Here is a 22108-nt window from a genome sequence, read left to right as displayed (position 1 = left end):
GACGGGTGGTTATGATTTAGTTATCTTCTTCGGAATTATCCATAGAGTAAGTTTGACGTTTTCTTGCCATTTCATCACTTGCGAGATATTCGTCATAAGTCGTGATTTTGTCGATTAATTTACCACCCGGAACGATTTCCATAATACGATTTGCAGTTGTCTGCACAATCTGATGGTCACGGGAAGCAAATAAAATTACTCCAGGGAATTTAATTAAGCCGTTGTTTAAGGCAGTGATGGATTCCATATCTAAGTGATCGGTAGGCTCATCTAAAATTAGGATGTTTGCTCCTGAAATCATCATTTTAGATAAAAGACATCTTACTTTTTCCCCACCGGAAAGAACTTTTACTTTCTTTACACCATCTTCTCCGGCAAAGAGCATTCTTCCTAAGAAACCGCGTACATAAGTGGCATCTTTATTTTCTGAATACTGAGTAAGCCAGTCAACGATAGTATAGTCATTGTCAAATTCTTTGGAACTATCTTTTGGGAAGTATGCCTGTGTAGTTGTAACACCCCATTTATAAGTACCTTCATCAGGTTCCATTTCACCTGCTAAAATTTTAAACAATACCGTTTTAGCAAACTCATTTCCACCTACAAAAGCAACTTTTTCTTCTCGTGTAATCGTAAATGAAAGATTGTCTAAAACTTTTACGCCATCAATGGTTTTGGAAAGGTTTTCAACTGTAAGAACTTCGTTTCCGATTTCACGGTTTGGTCTAAAGTCGATATAAGGATATTTACGGCTGGACGGGCGAATATCGTCAAGTTGAATTTTTTCCAGAGCTTTTTTACGAGATGTAGCCTGTTTGGATTTTGAAGCGTTAGCGCTGAAACGGGAAATAAATTCCTGCAATTCTTTGATTTTTTCTTCTTTCTTGCGGTTTGCTTCTTTCATCTGGCGGATGATTAACTGACTTGATTCATACCAGAAATCATAGTTACCTGCATAGAGCTGGATTTTGCCATAGTCAATATCAGCAATCTGTGTACAGACTTTATTTAAAAAATATCTGTCGTGAGATACAACGATAACCGTGTTGTCGAAGTTGATTAAAAACTCTTCCAACCATGCGATTGCATCTAAATCCAAATGGTTTGTAGGCTCATCAAGAAGAAGAATGTCAGGGTTTCCGAATAGAGCCTGAGCAAGAAGTACTTTGACCTTTTCAGCACCTGTCAAATCTTTTAAGTATTTGTAATGTAAATCTGTTTCGATTCCGAGCCCGTTCAATAAAGTGGCAGCATCGGATTCTGCTTCCCAACCGTTCATGGAAGCAAACTCACCTTCAAGTTCACTTGCTTTCATACCGTCTTCGTCAGTGAAATCTTCTTTGGCATAAATTGCTTCTTTTTCTTTCATAATTTCATATAATCTTGCATTTCCCATAATGACGGTATCAAGAACAAGATAATCGTCGTATTTAAAGTGGTCCTGCTGTAAGAAAGAAAGACGTTCGCCCGGAGAAATAACTACTTCACCGCTTGTCGGTTCAATCTGTCCTGAAAGGATTTTTAAGAAAGTAGATTTTCCTGCACCGTTAGCCCCAATCATTCCGTAGCAGTTGCCGGCAGTAAACTTAATGTTTACATCTTCAAATAAGGCTTTTTTGCCAAGACGTAATGTGACATTATTTGCACTAATCATAATTGATTCTCCTTTATTTTAAAATATTGTTTCCTAATAATAGTATTCCACCGCTTATCTTAGCATGAGAGTTGTAAAATGGCAAGGTTTACAAAAAGTTTAGAAAAAAATAATGAGAAGAGGTTTGCACGGAAGAAAAATGGGTATATAATTTAGAAAAACAAAAATCGGGGAGTGATATAGATGAAAAAAGGAACTTTGATTTTGGAAGGCGGAGCAGTAAGAGGGGTGTTTACGTCAGGAGTATTAGATTATCTTATGGAGAAGGATATGTATTTATCTCATGTTGTGGGTGTATCTGCGGGTACATGTAATGGGGTGAATTATGTTTCTAAGCAGATAGAAAGAACGAAAAAGTGTATGATACATCAGGAAGATGAGTATGATTATTATATGGGGATACGAAGATTTATCAAAGAAAAGAGTTTGTTGAACATGGATATGATTTTTGATAAATTTCCTAATGAAATTTTTCCATTTGATTATGATACGTATTTTAATTCGGAGATTTCTACGGAGTGGGTGACAACTAATTGTATCACAGGAAAAGCAGAATATATGGATGACAGGGTGAATAAGGAGAGATTGATGAAGATTTGTCGTGCTTCCAGCAGTATGACTTTGATTTCCCCTATCGTAAATATAGATGGAGTTCCGTATTTGGATGGAGGATTGTCTGATTCCATTCCGATTAGAAGGGCAATGAAATACGGTAATAGAAAAATGGTTATCGTTCTGACAAAAAACAAAGGATACAGAAAGAAATTTGTGACAAAGGCGAAAAGAAAATTATATGAGTCTGCCTACAAAAAATATCCGGAACTGGTAAAAACATTAATTAAACGTCCGGTGATGTACAATCGAACATTGGACAAAATTGAAAAATTAGAAGAAGAAGGTAAAATTTTTGTTATTCGTCCAGAAACAATGATGATTTCCAGATTGGAAAGAAATATAGAAAAGCAGGAAGAATTTTATAAACACGGTTATGAAGAAATGGAAAAGAGATATGATGAATTAGTGAGGTATCTCGGATAGGAGAAGGGGAGTGCGAAAGTGCATTCCCCTCTTCTTGTTTTAATCATATAACACTTCTTGCAGATATAATCCTTTTGGGTCGCATGGGACGCTTGCCTGTACAGGAGAAGATGAATTGAAAATATCTTCAATTTCTTCTTTTTTGCGGTTGCCAAGTCCAATGTCAATTAATGTACCGATAACAATACGAGCCATGTTGTGTAGGAAATCATTGGCGTGTATAGTGATTTGGATTTCTTCGTCGTCTGAATAAATGTCAATGTCGTATATTTCTTTTACGGTAGATTTGTTTTTCTTTACCGTTGAGAATTTTTTGAAATCATGTCTGCCTACAAGTAAAAGAGAAGCCTGTTTCATTGCATCAACGTCTGGTCTTTTAAAAGAATAATAGGTGTATTTGCGTTCAAAAACGCTAGGAACTTCTCCGATCGCCATACGGTACATATAAATTTTAGATGTGGCGTTTAAAGAAGAGTGAAAGCGTTCCGGTTTTTCTTCAATATCTGTAATGGCTATATCCATTGGAAGATAGCGGTTCAAATATTGCTTAATTTCCAAAAGTTTCATATCGGAAGTTGTCTTAAAGTTTATGGTTTGTGCATATGCGTGAACACCGACCTCTGTTCTTGCACCGCAGAAAAGTTCGACAGTTTCATTTGTCATTTTGTGTATTACTTCAATAAGTTTATTGGAAATCGTATTGGAGGATTCGCCTTTTCCTAAACGCTGCCATCCTTGATACCGGCTTCCGTCATATTCAAGTGTTAATTTTATGTTTCGCATAAGTACTCCTTTGTAAATTAAATTTGTTATAGTATAACAGATTTTGTATACTGCTGTCGATTTTATTTTTTCTTTAGTGCTGACTGAATCATTTTAGCAGTCTTATCAATTCGAGCCTGCTCATCGGAAGATTTTCCCTCTTTCATCAACTCCATGATAAATGTAATTTCTTCCGTAGAAAAGCGAATCCCTTTTTTGTTTGCCGTCATAATCAGTGAAAGTAGAATAGGGGCTAAGTCATTTCCTGTTTTCCCTGTTGTTTTTGTGATGACCGTTTTTATTAGTTCAAGTTTAACTGGGTCAATCTGTTGTAATTCCGGACAGTTAAGCCAATCTTCCATATTATAAATCTCCTTTCTTATTATCATTGTCATCATTTTCTTGAAACATCGTGTTGTACATTTCAAACATAGTCTGTTGTTCGGGTGTGAGCATCTCTTTTACCATGTCCATTGGATTAAATGTTTCTGTTTCGGATTGATTGTTTTGAGAAGACATTTTTTCCATTGCTTCCAGCATCTGCATCATATTAAATACATTTAGAATTGAATCTATCGAATTTCTTTCTGTTTCAGATAAATAGGGACGAATTTCATCGACAATATCCAAAGGCGAAGAAATTGATTTTTCAAAAGCCTGTGTATGTATGCTTTGACGGGTCTGATGAAAAATTTTCATTGTACGGTTTAATTCTAAAAACTTTATAAAGACTGCCAGTATATGCTGATTGGCGGGAGGGGTATAAGGAATGATTAGTTTCATCAGTTGTAAATCTTTTGATGAAATAAGTTTATCAAATGGGGTCATTTTATCTGTTGTTTCTTTTTCCATGGTACTCCTTAAAAATATAGCGTTGTAGATATATATGTATAAAAAAACAAAAATATGAAATGCTCATATAGTAATAGCAGAAAGGCGAAAGGAGTAAGAGAAGATGAGAAAACTGATTATTGACGGAACGGCGGTATATGAACTGGATGAAAATTGTATGTTAACAAAAAAACTTTCAGAAAAACAGAAAGAAGAAGAAAAAAAGAAAACGCAAAATGGAAAAGTGAAAAAATAAGACTTATAATAAGAGATATTATTTGTGCAATCTCGACAAAAATTTAATGTTGCTTTCGTAAAAAATAAAACTTGCCTATATTGTTTCAATATGGTATAGTAAAAAAAGACAATCGAGAGTGCAGATAATAGTGTGTTACTGGTAAGCAGGCATAAACTATTCCGCAGTCCAATGTATACTTAATAAAATTGGATAGGCAGGATATGTTTATGTCTTTTTAATTGATGAAGTGAAGGGGTTTGGTTCATGTATCAAATTATAAAAGTTTTAAATAACAATGCTTTTCTTGCGAAACATGATGAAGGTGAAAGAATCTTAGTGGGAAAAGGTATTGGATTTGGGAAAAAACCAGGCGATAAGTTTACTGCAATCAAAGATGCGAAAATCTACACTTTGGCAGTCAAAGAAAATGAGCGTTCAATGATTAATGCCGTAAAAGGAATAGAACCGAAATATTTAGAAGCAGCAGGAAGAATCATTGATGAAGCGCAGGTTGTTTTTAAAACAATTAATCCGGATATATTGATTCCGTTAGCGGATCATATTGCTTTTGCGGCGAAGAGAGCGGAAGAGAATATTTATCTTCCTAATCCGTTTATCGCAGATATTAAAGCGTTGTTTGGTAAGGAATATACCGTAGTTGTAAAGAGTCGGGAGATTATTGAAGAAATGACCGGTTATAGAATTACGGATGATGAAGTTGGATTTATTGCATTACACGTTCATTCGGGGTTATCTGATGAAGAAGTATCAGAAACACTTAAGATTACACAGATTATTGATGACTGTATGTTGGATATAGAGAAGATGCTTGACCAGAGCATCAATCGTGAATCGCTGGGTGGTATCAGATTGATGAGTCAACTCTATTATATGATTGCAAGAGCAAAGGCAAAAGAGAAAATTAATATAGATTTAAATCAGTTTGTTGAAGAGAATTATGCGAAGGCAGGCATGGTTGCACGTCACATATGCAAGTATGTGGAAAGCAAATTGGGGATACCGATAGGGAAAGAAGAAGAAGGTTTTCTTGCGGTACATATTCAAACAATCATTATTCCATAAATGATAAACAAAAAGAGTAAAGAAAAAGGAGTTAAGGACAATGAAAAAATTTGAGTACACAATTAAAGATGAATTAGGAATTCATGCAAGACCGGCAGGAATGCTTGCGAAAGAAGCGAAAAACTATAAAAGCGTAATTACTATTACAAAAGAAGGTAAATCAGCAGAAGCAACAAGACTTATGTCAGTTATGTCATTAGCAGTAAAATGCGGACAGACTGTAGAAGTTTCTGTAGAAGGTGAAGATGAAGATACAGCATTTGAAGGCGTAAAAACATTTTTTGAAACAAATTTATAAGATTTACAAAAGGCGATAGGAACAGGAAATATGGAATGTTTAAAAGGGAAATCAGTTTATAAAGGGATTGCTCTTGGTAAAATTTCTGTGTTGAAGAAAACAGACTATGTTGTTAAGCGAACAAAGGTAGAAAGTGCAGAAGAAGAAATCGAGAGAGTAAATCAGGCAAAAGAACTTGCTTGCGGTCAATTGCAGAATTTATATGAAAAAGCTTTGAAAGAAGTGGGAGAAGCGAGTGCAGCAATTTTTGAAGTACATCAGATGATGTTGGATGACGCTGACTTTAATGAAGCGATTGAAAATATTATACGCACACAGGAAGTGAATGCAGAATATGCAGTTGCTTCAGCGGGAGATAGTTTTTCGGAAATGTTTGCGAGCATGGATGATGATTATATGCGTGCAAGAGCAGCGGATATTAAAGATATTTCAGAAAGACTTGTGCAAAACCTTATCGGTGGCGAAGGAAATGATATGAATTTCGAGGAACCGGTAATCGTAGTTGCGGACGATTTGACTCCGAGTGAAACTGTACAGATGGATAAAGAGAAAATTTTGGCTTTTGTTACGGTACACGGTTCTACAAATTCTCATACGGCAATTTTAGCACGTATGATGAATATTCCGGCATTAATCGGAGTAGATATGAATTTGGAAGAGTTAAAGACGGGTATGGAAGCGGTTGTAGACGGTTTTGAAGGGGAAATGATTTTAGAACCGACAGAAGAAGTGAAAAATGCGACTTTAACAAGAATTACAGAAGAAGAAGAAAAAAGAAAATTACTTTTAGAGTTAAAAGGAAAAGAAAACGTAACACTTGGCGGAAAGAAGATTGAACTTTACGCTAATATCGGAAGTGCTTCTGATGTGGGATATGTTTTGGAAAATGATGCGGGAGGAATTGGTTTGTTTAGAAGTGAATTCCTCTATATCGGACGTAATGAACTTCCAAGTGAGGAAGAACAATTCCAGGCATATAAACAGGTTGCACAGAATATGGCGGGTAAAAAAGTGATTATCAGAACATTGGATATTGGTGCTGATAAACAGGCGGATTACCTGAATTTAGGTGAAGAAGAAAATCCGGCATTGGGATACAGAGCGATTCGTATCTGCCTTTCACAACCGGAAATCTTTAAAACACAGTTGAGAGCCATTTTCAGAGCATCTACATATGGAAACATTTCTATTATGTATCCGATGATTACATCTGTGGAAGAAGTGAAGAAAATTCAGAAAATCGTAGCGGAAGTGAAAAAAGAACTTTATGAATGTGATATTCCATATAAAGATGTAGAAGAAGGTGTAATGATAGAAACTCCGGCAGCAGTTATGATTAGTGATGAATTGGCTGAAATGGTAGATTTCTTTAGTATAGGTACAAATGATTTGACACAGTACACGCTTGCGATTGACCGTCAGAATGAAAAGTTAGACCCATTCTACAATCCGCATCATAAAGCAGTTTTGAAAATGATTCAGATGGTTGTAGATAATTCTCATAAAGCGGGTAAATGGACAGGAATCTGTGGTGAGCTTGGTGCAGATACAGAGTTAACAGAAACATTTGTAAGAATGGGAGTAGATGAATTATCAGTTGCTCCGTCCATGATTTTAAAATTGAGAAAAATCATTCGGGAAATGAAGTAAAGAAAGAGGAGAAGGAAATGCTTGGTTCATTAAAAGAAAAATTAGGATTTGGTAAAAAGGGAGAAGTTTTATATGCTCCAATCGAGGGAGAAGTAATCGAACTTGCAAAAGTGAGCGATCCGACTTTTAGCGAAGAAATTTTAGGAAAAGGTGTTGCTATTGTTCCGGCTGTTGGGAAAGTATATGCTCCAATTGATGCGACAGTAGAAATGGTGTTCGATACAAAACATGCGATTTCAATGAAATCTGAAAGCGGAATTGAAATTCTTGTTCATGTAGGATTAGATACGGTTACATTGAAAGGTGAACCATTTACAGAACACGTAGCAGCAGGGGATAAAGTAAAAGCAGGAGATTTATTATTAGAATTTGACATTGATGCAATCAAAAATGCAGGTTTAGAAGTAGTTTCTCCAGTTATTATCTGCAATACTGCGGACTATAGTGAAATTAAAACTACAACAGGGAAAACAGTAAATACAAAAGATGAAGTGATGACTATCATCAAATAGTACAGGTATTGAACTTCGCTTTTGCGGGGTTTTATATAAGAGAAGATATCATGAAAAATGAGAGAAAAGGAGGAGAAAATTATGAAATATCTTCAAAAATTAGGTAAAGCGTTAATGCTTCCAGTAGCTTGCTTACCTATCTGTGGTATCCTTATGGGTATCGGATACTTTTTATGTCCTGCAACAATGCAGGGTGGTGATATCAATGGTATTAAAGAAATCGTTGGTATGTTTCTTGTAAAAGCAGGAGGAGCTTTAATTGATAACATGGCTATCCTGTTTGCGATCGGTGTAGGTGTTGGTATGGCAGATGACAATGACGGTACAGCCGGACTTGCTGCTATGGTTTCTTGGTTAATGATTACAACTCTTCTTTCAGAAGGTGTAGTAACAGTTATCAGACCATCAGTTGCTGACAATGCAAACTCTTTACTTGCATTCCAGAAAATTGCTAACCCATTCATCGGTATTATTTCAGGTATTATTGGTTCTAGTTGCTACAACAAGTTCAAAGGTACAAAATTACCTTCATGGCTTGCATTCTTCAGTGGAAAACGTAGCGTTGCAATCGTTGCAGGTGTTGTTTCTATCTTAACATCAGCAGTATTGTTATTCGTATGGCCAGTAGTATTTGGTGGACTTATTACAATTGGTCAGTCAATTGTAAAATTAGATGCAGTAGGTGCTGGTATCTACGCATTCTTAAACCGTTTGTTAATCCCAACAGGTTTACATCACGCGTTGAACAACGTATTCTGGTTCGATACAATCGGACTTGGTGATTTAAGTAACTTCTGGGCAGGAAAAACATCAGCAGATGTTTCTTGGAGTTTAGGTATGTACATGTCAGGATTCTTCCCATGTATGATGTTCGGTGTTCCTGGTGCTGCTTTAGCTATGGTTCACACAGCAAAATCTAACAAGAAAAAAGTTGCAATCGGTTTAGTTGCTTCAGCAGCTATCTGTGCATTCCTTTGTGGTGTTACAGAACCATTCGAATTTGGTTTCATGTTCTTAGCACCAGCATTATATGTAGTTTACGCTTTATTATACGGTATCTTTGTAGCTGTTACTACAGCAGTAGGATTCCGTGCAGGATTCTCATTCTCAGCAGGTGCAACTGACTTATTCTTCTCATCTTCATTGCCAGCTGCTCAGAAAACATGGATGATTATTCCTTTAGGTATCGCTGCATTTATCGTATTCTATGTAGTATTCCGTTTCGCTATCGTTAAGTTTGATTTAAAAACTCCAGGTAGAGAAGACGATGATGAAGCTGCAGCAGAAGAAACAAAAGCAGTTTTAGCAAACAATGACTTTACAGAAGTTGCTAAAATTATCTTAGAAGGTTTAGGTGGAAAAGATAACGTTACTTCTATCGACAACTGTATCACAAGACTTCGTCTTGAAGTTAAAGATAATACTTTAGTAAACGAAAAGAAAATCAAATCAGCAGGTGTTGCAGGTGTAATCCGTCCTGGAAAAACAAGTGTACAGGTAATCATTGGAACACAGGTACAGCACGTAGCAGATGAATTCAAATTATTATGTAAATAATTCCTATTATTAGGAATACATAACCAGAGAATAAGGAAATGCAAAATTGCATTTCCTTATTCTTATTTTTAATCATTAGAAAGTTCTTATTTTAATTGAAAAACAAGGAGAGCAGTATGAAAAGCATATTAGAATGTTGTGTTGATTCGGTTGAATCGGCTATAGCCGCAAAAGTGGGAGGAGCAGACAGAATAGAATTATGTAGCGGATTAGTTATTGGAGGTCTGTCACCGTCTAAAGCGTTATTTCAGAAAATAAGAGAAACGGTAGATATTCCTATTCGCACATTGCTGAGAACAAGGTTTGGTGATTTTTGTTATACACCATATGAGCATGAAATCTTAAAAGAAGAAGTGAAAATGTTCCGTCAGTTAGGTGCAGATGGTGTCGTTATTGGAAGTCTTACGCCAGAAGGAAAGTTGAATATGCAGCAAATGAAAGAACTGGTAGAGGAAGCAGGTGAAATGAAGGTGACTCTGCACAGAGCTTTTGATATGTGTAAAAATCCTTTAGAAACATTAGAACAGGCAAAAGAACTTGGCGTTAATACAATATTAACATCAGGTCAGAAAAACTGCGCTGTAGATGGAGCAGAACTTATAAAAGAATTAGTAGAAAAAAGTGAAAATAAAATTGAAATTCTTGTCGGAGGCGGTGTTGATGGTAAAGTAATTCCAACACTTTATGAGAAAACTAATGCCACATCATATCATATGTCAGGTAAAATTTCTTTAGAAAGTCAGATGCAATATAGAAATCCGAATGTAAATATGGGATTGGCTGCCATGAGTGAATATGAAATATGGAGAACGAGCGAAGAGCGTATCCGAGAAGCGAAAGATGTTTTAAATCGTTTATAAAAATGAGGGAATTCATAAAGAATCCCCTCATTTTTGTGTCTGCCTATACTTAACAGCATCCACATCCGCCGTTATTGTTTCCAATTCCGTTACCGCCACAGCAGAATAACAGTAATAAAATTAAAAGACAGCAATCATTTCCACCATTATTCATGCCGCCGCATCCGTTATTGCCGCCACAGCAGAACAAAAGAAGAATAATCCATAAACAAGAATTGTTAAATCCGCATTCTCTTCCTTCGTTACATCCGCATCCACAGTTTGTTGCACTTAAATCGCTCATATTAAAGCCTCCATAAATTGTTTATTTACAATGTTATGATATGTAAGAGGGGTTATTTATGTTTCTAAAAATGAAAAACTTTTTTCATCTATTGCAAAAAGGGCTGTACATGAATAAATTAAACAAAAAGGGTGATAAGATGGAACAGGTAAAAGAGAAGGTTTCTTATTGGTGTGAGGATACAAAACAACATAAAATAGGCGGAAGAGGAATAGGAGTTGCTATATTGGATACAGGGATAGCAGTACATCCTGATTTTGACAGTAGAATTATTTGTTTTAAAGATTTTGTGAATAGACAGGAAATGCTTTATGATGATAACGGACATGGCACACATATAGCAGGGATTATAGGTGGAAGTGGGAAATTGTCTGAGGGACTTTATAGTGGAATTGCACCGAAATGTAATTTGCTTCCGGTAAAAGTGCTGGATAAAAGGGGAAATGGAGAGATTATCCGTGTTATAGAAGGGATTGACTGGATATTGAAGAACGCCAAAAAGTATCATATAAGAGTTGTGAATATTTCTGTTGGCACACTTCCGAATACGGACAAAGAGGAAGAAGAAAAACTACTTACTGCAGTAGAAGAAATGTGGGATAGAGGGCTTGTTGTAGTAGTAGCAGCTGGAAATTACGGACCGCAAAAACAGAGTATTACCGTTCCTGGAGTAAGTAAGAAAGTGATCACGGTAGGTGCATCGGATGATAGAATGGAACTTTTTACTATAGAGGGAAGGCTTAAAGATTATTCGGGAAGAGGACCTACAAAAGAATGTGTAATGAAACCGGATTTGGTAGCACCCGGTTCAAAAATTTATTCCTGCAACAGCAGATATGGGAAAAAAGGAAGGGCGTATACCCATAAAAGCGGAACATCTATGGCAACTCCGGTTGTATCCGGTGCTGTCGCACTCCTTTTATCGAAGTATCCGGAAATGAGCAATATAGAAGTGAAATTAAGACTGCGACAGACTTGTGTGGATTTGGGACAATGCAAAAATCAACAGGGCTGGGGAGAACTCTGCATAAAAGAGTTACTAATTATATAAAAAAAGTGTCAAGAAAAAATACTTGACACTGATCGGGATATAATGTATTATACTAAAGGTGATGAAAATGAATGACATTTTAGAACAGGCTTTATTATATGACTTTTATGGTGAATTGTTAAATGAACACCAAAAGAATATTTATGAACAGTTTATATTGGAAGATTTATCTCTGAGTGAAATCGCATCAAGCGAGGGAATCAGCAGACAGGGTGTTCACGATTTGATAAAGCGGTGTAATAAGACGTTATCGGGCTATGAAGCGAAACTACATTTAGTAGAAAAGTTTCTGGCGATCAAAGAAAAGGTTCATCAAATTAATGAAGTTTTGGAAGCAGAGCAGACAGAAACAGGAATGTTGATAGATAATATTAAGAAAATATCAACAGAAATACTAGAGGAGTTATAGTATGGCGTTTGATAGTTTAACAGAGAAACTACAGAATGTATTTAAAAACTTAAGAAGTAAAGGACGCCTGACGGAAGATGACGTAAAGACGGCATTGCGAGAGGTTAAAATGGCTCTTTTAGAGGCGGACGTAAACTTCAAAGTAGTTAAAGGATTTGTAAAAGACGTTCAGGAGCGTGCGGTTGGACAGGATGTGATGAACGGATTAAATCCGGGACAGATGGTAATCAAAATTGTAAATGAGGAACTTGTAAAACTTATGGGTTCTGAAACAACAGAGATTAAATTAGAGCCGGGTCAGGCTACAACAGTCATTATGATGGTAGGTCTTCAAGGTGCCGGTAAAACAACAACAACAGCAAAACTTGCCGGAAAGTTTAAGTTAAAGGGCAAGAAACCGTTATTAGTTGCCTGTGACGTATATCGTCCGGCGGCAATTAAGCAATTACAGGTTAACGGAGAAAAACAGGGTGTTGAAGTTTTTACAATGGGTGATAATCACAAACCTGTAAATATTGCAAAAGCGGCGTTGGAACACGCGGCAAAAAATGGCAATAATATTGTGATTTTAGATACAGCAGGTCGTCTTCATGTTGATGAAGAGATGATGCAGGAATTGCAGGAAATTAAAGAAGCAGTTACAGTTCATCAGACGATTTTAGTCGTAGATGCGATGACAGGACAGGATGCCGTAAATGTAGCGGGAACATTCAATGATAAAATTGGAATTGACGGTGTAATCGTTACAAAATTGGATGGTGACACACGAGGCGGTGCGGCTTTATCTATTAGAGCGGTAACAGGTAAACCGATTCTTTATGTCGGTATGGGTGAAAAATTATCTGATTTAGAACAGTTTTATCCAGACAGAATGGCGTCACGTATTTTGGGAATGGGTGATGTGCTAAGTCTTATCGAGAAAGCAAGCGCTGAGATTGATGAAGATAAAGCGAAACAGATGGCTCAGAAAATGAAAAAAGCCCAATTTGATTTTGAAGATTACTTGGAAAGTATGAAGCAGATGAGAAATATGGGAGGACTTTCAAGCATACTAAGTATGATGCCTGGGGTAAAGGGAAATCAGTTAAAAGACTTGGATTCCGAAGAAAATGAAAAGAAAATGGCTAGAATTGAGGCGATTATTTACTCAATGACAGTGAAAGAACGTCAAAATCCGGATATTTTAAATCCATCAAGAAAGCACAGAATTGCAAAAGGTGCAGGAGTGGATATAAGTGAGGTAAACAGACTTGTAAAACAGTTTGAACAGTCTAAGAAAATGATGAAACAGATTCCGGGACTGATGGGTGGCAAAGGTGGTAAGAAAGGTAAATTCAGATTTCCTTTTTAACACATAGATAAAAGAATTTTAAGAAGAGGTGAATGAAATGGCAGTAAAAATTAGATTAAAAAGAATGGGACAGAAAAAAGCTCCTTTTTATCGTATCGTAGTAGCAGACGCTAGATCACCAAGAGATGGTAGATTTATCGATGAAATCGGAACATATGATCCAAACCAGAATCCAAGTGTATTCAAAGTAGACGAAGAAGCCGCTAAAAAATGGTTACAGAACGGTGCACAGCCTACAGAAACAGTTGGAAAAATCTTTAAAGCAGCAGGAATTGAAAAATAATCTGACTCGCGGAGGTACGCGTAATGAGAGAATTAGTGGAAGTAATTGCGAAGGCATTAGTAGATGACCCTGACAGTGTTGTTGTTACAGAAAAAACAGAAGGAAAGACAATTGTAATCGAAGTACGCGTGGCAGATGCTGACATGGGTAAAGTGATTGGTAAACAAGGTCGTATTGCAAAAGCAATTCGTTCTGTTGTAAAAGCAGCAGCTGCAAAAGAAGACAAGAAAGTAGTAGTAGACATCGCATAAGCGATGTCTATTTGCAACTTATTGTAGATAAAAGGAGAACATATGGAAGAATTATTACAGGTGGGAGTTATATCTTCAACACATGGTGTGAGGGGAGAGGTAAAAGTTTTCCCGACAACCGATAATATAAATCGTTTCAAGAAATTAAAACAGGTTATCCTTGATACAGGAAGAGAAAAGATGGTTTTGGAAGTGCAGGGTGTGAAATTTTTTAAGCAGTTTGCAATTCTTAAATTTAAGGGAATAGACAATATAAATGATATTGAAAAATATAAAGGTAAGAGCCTTTTTGTTGATAGAGAACACGCAGTGAAATTAAAAAAGGATGAATATTTTATTGCGGATATGATAGGAATGAATGTATATACAGAAGATAATAAGTTTTTCGGTGTGCTAAAAGATGTAATTGAAACAGGGGCAAATGATGTATATACTATTTCTTCCGAGGAACATGGAGAAGTTTTAGTTCCTGCGATTAAACAGTGCATTTTAAACGTAGATATTGAAAACGGGAAAATGACAATTCATTTGTTAGAAGGATTGATATAAAATGAACTTTCATATATTAACATTATTTCCGGACATGGTTATGGACGGATTAAACACAAGTATTATCGGAAGAGCGATCACAAATAATTTACTGACGATCGAGGCAGTAAATATAAGGGATTTTGCAGTAAATAAGCATAATAGGGTAGATGATTACACCTATGGTGGAGGCGCAGGTATGCTTATGCAGGCAGAACCGGTTTATCTCGCCTATAAATCTATTGAAGAAAAGTGTGAAAAAACCCCAAGAGTTATCTATCTTTCGCCACAGGGGAAAACATTTTCGCAAGAGATGGCGGAAGAGTTTGCAAAAGAAGAAGAACTGGTATTTTTGTGCGGACATTATGAAGGAATTGATGAAAGAGTTTTGGAAGAAATTGTAACGGACTATGTTTCAATAGGTGATTATGTCTTAACGGGAGGAGAACTTCCGTCTATGGTTATGATAGATGCTATTTCGCGATTAATTCCGGGGGTTTTGCATAATGACGTATCAGCGGAATTTGAAACATTTCAGGATAATTTATTGGAATATCCGCAATATACCCGTCCTGAAGAGTGGCGAGGTAAAAAAGTACCTGAGATTTTATTGTCGGGACATCATGCAAATATTGAGAAATGGAGAAGAGAACAGTCTATTCTCAGAACTGCAAAAGCAAGACCGGATTTATTAGAAAAGGCAGAGTTGACAGAAAAAGAAAAGAAAATACTTGCAAATAATCAAGAAATATGATAAACTACTGACGTTGTGAAAAGAACAGAGATGGTCCTCTGATACACTATATATTAGTTGTATTAAGAACGTCCAAATTATAAGGAGGTCACACAAGATGAACGAAATTATTAAAAAAATTGAAGCAGAACAGTTAAAAGCAGAAGTGCCAGAATTTAACGTAGGTGATACTGTAAAAGTTTACGGTAAAATCAAAGAAGGTAACCGTGAAAGAATTCAGGTTTTTGAAGGTACTGTATTAAAGAAACAGGGTGGAAGCACTAGAGCAACATTTACAGTAAGAAAAAATTCTAACGGAATCGGCGTTGAAAAAACATGGCCATTACACTCACCAAACGTAGAAAGAGTAGAAGTAGTAAGAAGAGGTAAAGTAAGAAGAGCTAAATTGAACTACTTAAGAGGACGCGTTGGTAAGAGAGCAAAAGTAAAAGAATTAGTAAAATAGTAAACGAGAGAGGGGCAAATACAATACTGTATGTTGTCCCTTTTTCCACATATAGAGGAGAAATAATATGCATTTTCAATGGTATCCGGGGCACATGACGAAAGCAAAACGCATGATGCAGGAAAATATTAAACTGATTGATTTGGTAATCGAACTTGTTGATGCGAGAATACCGATGAGTAGCAGAAATCCGGACATAGATGAACTGGGAAAAAATAAAGCAAGACTTATCTTATTAAATAAATCTGACTTGGCGGAAGACAGACAGAATGATGCGTGGGCGGAATATTTTCGCGAGCAAGGTTATTCTGTTGTGAAAGTTAACTCGAAAAGAGGCGGAGGAATTAAGTCTATTCAAGGTGTTATTCAGGAAGCGTGTAAAGAAAAGATTGAACGCGACAGAAAAAGAGGAATTTTAAATCGTCCGGTAAGAGCGATGGTTGTAGGTATTCCAAATGTTGGGAAATCAACATTTATCAATGCCTTAGCCGGAAAAGCCTGTGCGAAAACAGGAAATAAACCGGGGGTGACAAAGGGGAAACAATGGATTCGTTTAAATAAAAATGTAGAATTGCTTGATACACCGGGGATTTTGTGGCCGAAATTTGAAGACCAGCAGGTTGGATTAAAATTGGCGTTTATCGGTTCAATTAAAGATGAAATTTTGAATACCGAAGAACTAGCGGGAGAATTGATAAAGTTTTTAACAACATATTATTCGGGTGTTTTGTCAGAAAAATACGGAATAGAAGAACAGGAAGACTCATATGCCTGTCTTATGGAAATTGCAAAAAACAGACATTGTCTGTTAAGAGGCAATGAGTTGGATACGGAAAAAGCGGCGATGATTATTACTGATGATTTCAGAAATGGAAGATTAGGAAAGATTACGCTTGAATTTCCGGAAGATTATGAATAAAGGGGAATAGAAACGTAGTATGGAAGATAAGGAAAAATCAAAAAGCATTTTTAAAGAAATATTGGATTGGGTAATTTATATAGGAGTCATTTTATTATTTACTTATCTGATTATTACATATGTGGGTGTGCGTACACGAGTGAGCGGTCAGTCCATGCAGCCGACATTACATGACGGTGATAATCTTTTGGTAGATAAACTGACCTATCGTTTTAGAGATCCGAAACGATATGAAATCGTTGTATTTCCATACAAATATGAGGAAGATACATATTATATTAAACGAATTATCGGTCTTCCGGGAGAAACTATACAGATTATAGACGGCTATGTTTATATTAACGGAGAAAAATTAAAAAAAGATTATGGTGCGGAAGTTATGCAGGATTCAGGCATAGCGGAAGAACCTATTACTTTAGGAAAAGAGGAATACTTTGTGCTGGGAGATAACCGAAATCATAGTTCTGACAGCAGAGTGCCAAATGTGGGTGTGCTGAAAAGAAAAGATTTAATGGGAAGAGCATGGGTGCGTATTTGGCCGTTTGACAGCATAGGAGTGATTTCTCATGAGTAAAAATATCAATGAAATAAAACAGGAATTTGAGCAGGCTGACAGAAAAAAGTTACTGTTATTATATGAGCAATATGCCAATGATAGCAGAACGGGTGTTGTCAGTCTGATTGACAAATACAAAAAGAAAGAAGAAAAGTTACAGGCGGAAATAAAACGTATTGAAGAAATGAGCCGTTATGAGCGGGAGAATTATGCAGAGGAATATATTTGCGGAATTGATGAGGTGGGACGTGGTCCGCTGGCAGGACCGGTTGTTGCAGGTGCTGTTATCCTTCCGAAAGACGAAATGATTTTATATTTGAATGACTCTAAAAAACTTTCGGAGAAAAAAAGGGAAGAACTGTATGACATTATTATGGAAAAGGCAGTTGCAACAGGGATTGGAGTTGTCAGTCCGGCAAGAATTGATGAAATTAATATTTTGCAGGCAACTTACGAGGCAATGAGAATGGCAATTAATCATTTGCAAGTAAAACCTACTTTGCTTTTAAATGATGCTGTTACTATTCCGGAGGTAGACATACGGCAGATACCGATTATTAAAGGAGATGCTAAAAGTGTATCCATCGCTGCGGCGAGTATTATTGCAAAGGTGACAAGGGACAGACTTATGCAGGAATATGATAAAGTGATTGAAGGATATGATTTTGCAAGTAATAAGGGGTACGGTTCGGCGGCACATATAAAGGCGTTGAAAGAAAACGGTGCAACACCGATTCACCGAAAAACATTTATCAAAAATTTTATATAAATGATGAGAAAAAATACAAGAGAAATAGGAAGTGTCTTTGAAAAAAAGGCAGGAGAATATTTGAAATCAAAAGGATACTCCATTATAGAGTATAATTTCCGTTGTAAAATAGGTGAGATTGATATAGTAGCCATGGACGACGAAACGCTTGTGTTTTGTGAGGTGAAATATCGTTCAGATAATAGGAAAGGGACACCGTTTGAGGCGGTGACAAGCAATAAACAGAGAAAGATATGTAAGACGGCATTATATTATATAACAAAGCATCAGATAATAAATATTCCCTGCCGTTTTGATGTTGTCGGTATTACCGGAGATAAGATAGAAGTAATTAAAAATGCATTTGCATATAGTTCATAGGTGAGAAAATGAATATCGTATATAAAAATAAAGAAAAAGTATTTAATGAAAATGAGAAAAACGGAGTGTACTATCTGACCTACCCATTGCTTGAACAGACGGGATTGGTAAAACACGCATTTTCCACTCGTTTGGGAGGTGTAAGCAAAGGGGTATGCAGTACAATGAATCTCAGTTTTTCGAGAGGTGATAGAGAAGAAGACGTACGCGAAAATTTTAGAAGGATGGCGAATGTACTTGATGTAGAAGAAAGGGATTTTGTTTTTTCAAAACAAATGCATACGACAAATGTGCGTGTTGTTAGGGAAGAAGATAGAGGAAAAGGGCTGGTAAAACCTTTGGATTATGATGATGTGGATGGTCTGGTAACAAATGTTGCAGGAATTTGTCTGTCTACCTTTTATGCAGACTGTGTGCCATTATTTTTGGTTGACCCTGTGAAAAAGGCAATAGGACTTAGTCATTCAGGCTGGCGTGGAACGGTAGGAAGGATTGGAAAGAAAACGGTACAGAAAATGCAGGAAGAATATGGTTCAAATCCCAAAGATATTCTTGTAGCAATAGGTCCGTCTATCTGTCAGGAGTGCTACGAAGTCAGCGAAGATGTGATTGATGAATTTAAAAAAGCATTTGCGGAAAAATATTGGGAAGATTTATTTTACCGGAAAGAAAATGGAAAATATCAGTTAAATCTTTGGAAAGCAAATGAATATATATTTTTGGAGGCGGGAATTGAAAAAGAACATATTGCAGTGACAAATATTTGTACTTGCTGTAATAGCGAATTACTTTTTTCACACCGTGCGTCCGATGGGAAAAGAGGAAACTTAGCCGCATTTTTAGCCATTCAATAAGGAGGTAGAAATGATATTTTTAGCGGATACGGCAAATGGTGAAGTGACAAAAGAAGTAACGGAAGTAACAACAGAGGCAGCAAAAGAAATGGGAAAATTGGCAGAGTATATTAATGAGAATATTCCTGCCTTGATAGGATTTGGAGTGAAGGTTCTTTTGGCGATTGTTTTCTTCTTTATTGGAAGAAAGGTAATTAAAATTATACGCAAAATTGTCAGAGGTTCTCTTGAACGCTCCAGTGCGGATAAAGGGGTAGAGCAGTTTATTGATTCTATGATAAAAGTTGTTCTCTATGCGTTGTTAATTTTTTCGATAGCGGCAAAATTTGGTGTAGATACGGCGTCTGTCGCAGCATTGCTGGCATCAGGTGGTGTTGCAATCGGTCTTGCGTTGCAGGGAAGTCTATCCAACTTTGCAGGTGGTGTTTTAATTCTTTTGTTGAAACCATTTGTTGTCGGTGATTATATTATAGAGGATAGTCAAAAAAATGAAGGTACAGTAAAAGAGATACAGATTTTTTATACAAAACTATCAACAGTAGATAATAAAACAATCGTTATACCAAACGGAACGTTGGCGAATACAAGTTTGACAAATGTGACGGCAAAGGATGTCAGAAGACTGGATTTAAGCATTGATATTTCTTATGAAGCAGATTTGCGAAAAGCGAAAAGGATTATTGAAGACCTTCTCAAAACAGATGAAAGTATTTTGAAAGATGAAGAAATTTTGGTGTTTGTAGATCAATTAGGAGCAAGTTCAGTTGTAATAGGTACGCGTGCATGGGTAAAAACGGATGAATACTGGCCGACAAGATGGAGATTGCTAGAAAGAATTAAACTGGCATTAGATGAAAATTATATAGAAATTCCTTATCAGCAGATTACACTGCATATGAAAGAAAATGAGGAAAAAAAACAGTTGCAAAATTCTGAAAGTAGTATATAATATTATTTGTGGTTGCGTTAGATGCAACCAAATGCTGAAATAGCTCAGTTGGTAGAGCACTTCACTCGTAATGAAGGGGTCGTCGGTTCAAGTCCGATTTTCAGCTTTAATAGGAGAAAGTCATAGGCATTGTCTATGGCTTTTTTGTTTGTTATACTTTGGATGCTATCTAAAGAACAAATCGTATCGTATGAACAAGAGATGAATTATTATCAGAATTACAGAAGAATATTGGCAATGGCTTGTGTTATCCGTTATAATAAGATTGGTTGTTTATTTTGAACGAAACATAATTGAAAAGTATCAGATAAAGACAATAAATTGATATTTATATAAGATTTCTCAATAAGATAGAGGAGATGAATATGGGAAAATATATTATGGCGCTGGATGCGGGAACGACAAGTAACAGATGTATTTTATTTAACGAAAAAGGAGAAATGTGCAGTACAGCACAGAAAGAGTTTACACAGTATTTTACGAAACCCGGGTGGGTAGAGCATGATGCAAATGAAATTTGGTCTACCCAGTTGGGAGTGGCAGTTGAAGCAATGAATAAAATCGGTGCTTCTGCAAAAGATGTTGCAGCAATAGGAATTACCAATCAAAGAGAAACGGCAATCGTATGGGATAAGGAAACGGGAGAACCTGTATACAATGCAATCGTATGGCAGTGTAGAAGAACGTCAGATTATTGTGACAAATTAAAAGAAGAGGGCATGACAGAGTTTTTCCGACAAAAGACAGGACTTGTCATAGATGCTTATTTTTCCGCTACAAAAGTAAAATGGATTTTGGATAATGTGTCCGGAGCAAGAGAAAAAGCAGAAGAAGGGCGACTTTTATTCGGAACGGTGGAAACATGGCTTATTTGGAAGTTGACGAAAGGAAAAGTCCATGTAACAGATTATTCAAATGCTTCCAGAACAATGTTATTCAATATTAATACATTAGAGTGGGATGATGAAATTTTAGAAAAACTGGAAATTCCTAAGAAAATGCTTCCGGAGGTAAAACCATCAAGTTGTGCGTATGGCGTGACAGATTCATCATTTTTCGGAGATGAGATAATCATTGGAGGTGCAGCGGGAGATCAGCAGGCAGCGCTGTTTGGACAAACTTGCTTTCAGGAAGGAGAGGCAAAAAATACTTACGGAACAGGATGTTTTCTTTTGATGAATACAGGCGAAAAACCGGTATTTTCCAACCATGGATTAGTGACGACAATTGCATGGGGACTGGATGGAAAAGTGAATTATGCTTTGGAAGGCTCGATTTTTGTGGCAGGTGCGGCGATTCAATGGCTGCGTGATGAAATGAAACTAATTGATTCGGCAAAAGATTCTGAAAGTCTGGCGCAAAAAGTAGAAGATACAAATGGGTGTTATGTTGTTCCTGCTTTTACAGGACTTGGAGCGCCTCACTGGGACCAGTATGCAAGGGGAACGATTGTTGGAATTACAAGGGGAGTTAACCGTTATCATATTATTCGTGCAACACTGGAATCACTTGCCTATCAGGTGCGTGATGTTTTAGAAGCGATGAAGGCAGATTCGGGGATTTTCATTCCTGCGCTTAAAGTAGACGGCGGAGCAAGTGCAAATGATTTTCTTATGCAGGTACAGTCAGATATTATAAACGCACCTGTTATCCGACCGAAATGTGTGGAAACAACAGCGATGGGAGCGGCGTATTTGGCAGGACTGGCAGTCGGCTATTGGGCAGACAAAGAAGATGTTGTGAAAAACTGGCAGGCAGATAAAGAATTTAGACCGCAGATTACGGAAGAAGAGCGGGAGAAAAAGATAAAGGGCTGGAATAAAGCCGTGAAATATTCTTATGATTGGGCGAAAGAAGAATAGA

General features: G+C 36.7%; 28 protein-coding genes and 1 tRNA gene. 24 read left to right on the top strand and 5 right to left on the bottom strand.

Translation table 11 applies throughout. The features are described 5' to 3' along the window. Positions 1–16: 16 nt before the first annotated feature. Positions 17–1654: an ABC-F family ATP-binding cassette domain-containing protein gene (locus ACYPXO_RS08670; protein ID WP_459640187.1), complete on the bottom strand. Its 1638-nt coding sequence runs from the start codon at positions 1652–1654 to the stop codon at positions 17–19. Between the two features lie 183 nt (positions 1655–1837). On the opposite strand from ACYPXO_RS08670, the gene ACYPXO_RS08665 reads away from it, so the two are divergent. After that, on the top strand, positions 1838–2692 hold the full coding sequence (locus ACYPXO_RS08665) for a patatin-like phospholipase family protein (protein WP_459640186.1): 855 nt from the start codon (positions 1838–1840) through the stop codon (positions 2690–2692). 39 nt (positions 2693–2731) lie between these two features. Here the strand turns inward: ACYPXO_RS08665 and truA are convergent, their stop codons facing one another. The 3 genes from truA to ACYPXO_RS08650 form a co-directional block, all read right to left on the bottom strand. Next, positions 2732–3475 carry a tRNA pseudouridine(38-40) synthase TruA gene (truA, locus tag ACYPXO_RS08660; protein ID WP_459640185.1) on the bottom strand — a complete coding sequence of 248 codons (744 nt, stop codon included), beginning with the start codon at positions 3473–3475 and terminating at the stop codon, positions 2732–2734. Between the two features lie 62 nt (positions 3476–3537). Then, positions 3538–3816, bottom strand: a complete 279-nt coding sequence (locus tag ACYPXO_RS08655) for a hypothetical protein (RefSeq protein WP_459640184.1) — start codon at positions 3814–3816, stop codon at positions 3538–3540. 1 nt (position 3817) lies between these two features. Continuing rightward, entirely contained in the window at positions 3818–4306 is a 489-nt protein-coding gene (locus ACYPXO_RS08650; protein WP_459640183.1) for a hypothetical protein, read from the bottom strand. Positions 4307–4409: 103 nt separating this feature from the next. Between ACYPXO_RS08650 and ACYPXO_RS08645 the strand changes: the two genes are divergently transcribed. The 7 genes from ACYPXO_RS08645 (at position 4410) to ACYPXO_RS08615 (ending at position 10483) form a co-directional block, all read left to right on the top strand. Continuing rightward, positions 4410–4541, top strand: coding sequence for a hypothetical protein (locus tag ACYPXO_RS08645; RefSeq protein ID WP_459640182.1), 132 nt, complete (start codon positions 4410–4412; stop codon positions 4539–4541). A 246-nt stretch (positions 4542–4787) separates the two neighbouring features. Next, a complete protein-coding gene (locus ACYPXO_RS08640; protein WP_459640181.1) occupies positions 4788–5606 on the top strand; it encodes a PRD domain-containing protein in 819 nt (272 codons plus the stop codon). Between the two features lie 40 nt (positions 5607–5646). Next, positions 5647–5904 carry an HPr family phosphocarrier protein gene (locus tag ACYPXO_RS08635; protein ID WP_459640180.1) on the top strand — a complete coding sequence of 86 codons (258 nt, stop codon included), beginning with the start codon at positions 5647–5649 and terminating at the stop codon, positions 5902–5904. A gap of 30 nt (positions 5905–5934) precedes the next feature. Beyond that, positions 5935–7554, top strand: coding sequence for a phosphoenolpyruvate--protein phosphotransferase (gene ptsP, locus ACYPXO_RS08630; RefSeq protein WP_459640179.1), 1620 nt, complete (start codon positions 5935–5937; stop codon positions 7552–7554). Positions 7555–7571: 17 nt separating this feature from the next. Further along, positions 7572–8066 carry a PTS sugar transporter subunit IIA gene (locus ACYPXO_RS08625; protein WP_459640178.1) on the top strand — a complete coding sequence of 165 codons (495 nt, stop codon included), beginning with the start codon at positions 7572–7574 and terminating at the stop codon, positions 8064–8066. Positions 8067–8147: 81 nt separating this feature from the next. Beyond that, positions 8148–9623, top strand: coding sequence for an N-acetylglucosamine-specific PTS transporter subunit IIBC (gene nagE, locus ACYPXO_RS08620; protein ID WP_459640177.1), 1476 nt, complete (start codon positions 8148–8150; stop codon positions 9621–9623). Between the two features lie 116 nt (positions 9624–9739). Beyond that, positions 9740–10483: a copper homeostasis protein CutC gene (locus ACYPXO_RS08615; RefSeq protein ID WP_459640176.1), complete on the top strand. Its 744-nt coding sequence runs from the start codon at positions 9740–9742 to the stop codon at positions 10481–10483. 49 nt (positions 10484–10532) lie between these two features. Here ACYPXO_RS08615 and ACYPXO_RS08610 read toward each other — a convergent pair whose 3' ends face one another. Then, positions 10533–10766, bottom strand: a complete 234-nt coding sequence (locus ACYPXO_RS08610) for a chorion class high-cysteine HCB protein 13 (protein WP_459640175.1) — start codon at positions 10764–10766, stop codon at positions 10533–10535. A 139-nt stretch (positions 10767–10905) separates the two neighbouring features. On the opposite strand from ACYPXO_RS08610, the gene ACYPXO_RS08605 reads away from it, so the two are divergent. The 16 genes from ACYPXO_RS08605 to glpK all read left to right on the top strand — a co-directional run bounded on the left by ACYPXO_RS08605 (position 10906) and on the right by glpK (position 22107). After that, on the top strand, positions 10906–11817 hold the full coding sequence (locus ACYPXO_RS08605; RefSeq protein ID WP_459640190.1) for a S8 family peptidase: 912 nt from the start codon (positions 10906–10908) through the stop codon (positions 11815–11817). Positions 11818–11884: 67 nt separating this feature from the next. Beyond that, complete coding sequence (gene ylxM / locus ACYPXO_RS08600; RefSeq protein WP_459640174.1) at positions 11885–12226, top strand: YlxM family DNA-binding protein; 342 nt, start codon at positions 11885–11887, stop codon at positions 12224–12226. 1 nt (position 12227) lies between these two features. Next, the gene (gene ffh / locus ACYPXO_RS08595; protein ID WP_459640173.1) at positions 12228–13577 is read left to right on the top strand and encodes a signal recognition particle protein; all 1350 of its coding nucleotides are present in this window, start codon (positions 12228–12230) and stop codon (positions 13575–13577) included. A 37-nt stretch (positions 13578–13614) separates the two neighbouring features. After that, the gene (rpsP, locus tag ACYPXO_RS08590) at positions 13615–13860 is read left to right on the top strand and encodes a 30S ribosomal protein S16 (protein WP_009756906.1); all 246 of its coding nucleotides are present in this window, start codon (positions 13615–13617) and stop codon (positions 13858–13860) included. 23 nt (positions 13861–13883) lie between these two features. After that, positions 13884–14111: a KH domain-containing protein gene (locus ACYPXO_RS08585; protein ID WP_009756907.1), complete on the top strand. Its 228-nt coding sequence runs from the start codon at positions 13884–13886 to the stop codon at positions 14109–14111. 42 nt (positions 14112–14153) lie between these two features. Continuing rightward, on the top strand, positions 14154–14660 hold the full coding sequence (gene rimM / locus ACYPXO_RS08580) for a ribosome maturation factor RimM (protein ID WP_459640172.1): 507 nt from the start codon (positions 14154–14156) through the stop codon (positions 14658–14660). Between the two features lies 1 nt (position 14661). After that, positions 14662–15393 (top strand): tRNA (guanosine(37)-N1)-methyltransferase TrmD, encoded by a 732-nt coding sequence (trmD, locus tag ACYPXO_RS08575; protein WP_459640171.1) that lies wholly within the window; start codon positions 14662–14664, stop codon positions 15391–15393. 97 nt (positions 15394–15490) lie between these two features. Next, positions 15491–15838 (top strand): 50S ribosomal protein L19, encoded by a 348-nt coding sequence (rplS, locus tag ACYPXO_RS08570; protein WP_459640170.1) that lies wholly within the window; start codon positions 15491–15493, stop codon positions 15836–15838. A gap of 67 nt (positions 15839–15905) precedes the next feature. Continuing rightward, positions 15906–16757 carry a ribosome biogenesis GTPase YlqF gene (gene ylqF / locus ACYPXO_RS08565; protein ID WP_459640169.1) on the top strand — a complete coding sequence of 284 codons (852 nt, stop codon included), beginning with the start codon at positions 15906–15908 and terminating at the stop codon, positions 16755–16757. Positions 16758–16776: 19 nt separating this feature from the next. Beyond that, positions 16777–17331, top strand: coding sequence for a signal peptidase I (lepB, locus tag ACYPXO_RS08560; RefSeq protein WP_459640168.1), 555 nt, complete (start codon positions 16777–16779; stop codon positions 17329–17331). Next, positions 17324–18082 carry a ribonuclease HII gene (locus ACYPXO_RS08555; RefSeq protein WP_459640167.1) on the top strand — a complete coding sequence of 253 codons (759 nt, stop codon included), beginning with the start codon at positions 17324–17326 and terminating at the stop codon, positions 18080–18082. The genes lepB and ACYPXO_RS08555 overlap by 8 nt, the downstream gene beginning before the upstream one ends. A 3-nt stretch (positions 18083–18085) precedes the next feature. Beyond that, positions 18086–18442: a YraN family protein gene (locus tag ACYPXO_RS08550; RefSeq protein ID WP_459640189.1), complete on the top strand. Its 357-nt coding sequence runs from the start codon at positions 18086–18088 to the stop codon at positions 18440–18442. Between the two features lie 8 nt (positions 18443–18450). Next, positions 18451–19296 (top strand): peptidoglycan editing factor PgeF, encoded by an 846-nt coding sequence (gene pgeF, locus ACYPXO_RS08545; protein WP_459640166.1) that lies wholly within the window; start codon positions 18451–18453, stop codon positions 19294–19296. Positions 19297–19306: 10 nt separating this feature from the next. Continuing rightward, the gene (locus tag ACYPXO_RS08540; RefSeq protein ID WP_459640165.1) at positions 19307–20245 is read left to right on the top strand and encodes a mechanosensitive ion channel family protein; all 939 of its coding nucleotides are present in this window, start codon (positions 19307–19309) and stop codon (positions 20243–20245) included. Positions 20246–20278: 33 nt separating this feature from the next. Next, positions 20279–20351 (top strand) — tRNA-Thr (locus ACYPXO_RS08535). Positions 20352–20610: 259 nt separating this feature from the next. Further along, positions 20611–22107 (top strand): glycerol kinase GlpK, encoded by a 1497-nt coding sequence (gene glpK, locus ACYPXO_RS08530; protein ID WP_459640164.1) that lies wholly within the window; start codon positions 20611–20613, stop codon positions 22105–22107. The last annotated feature ends 1 nt before the right edge of the window (position 22108 follow it).

Source organism: Faecalimonas canis (genome assembly GCF_054601575.1).
The sequence above is the reverse complement of the archived record's forward strand: the minus strand, read 5'-3'. Positions and strand labels throughout refer to the sequence as shown.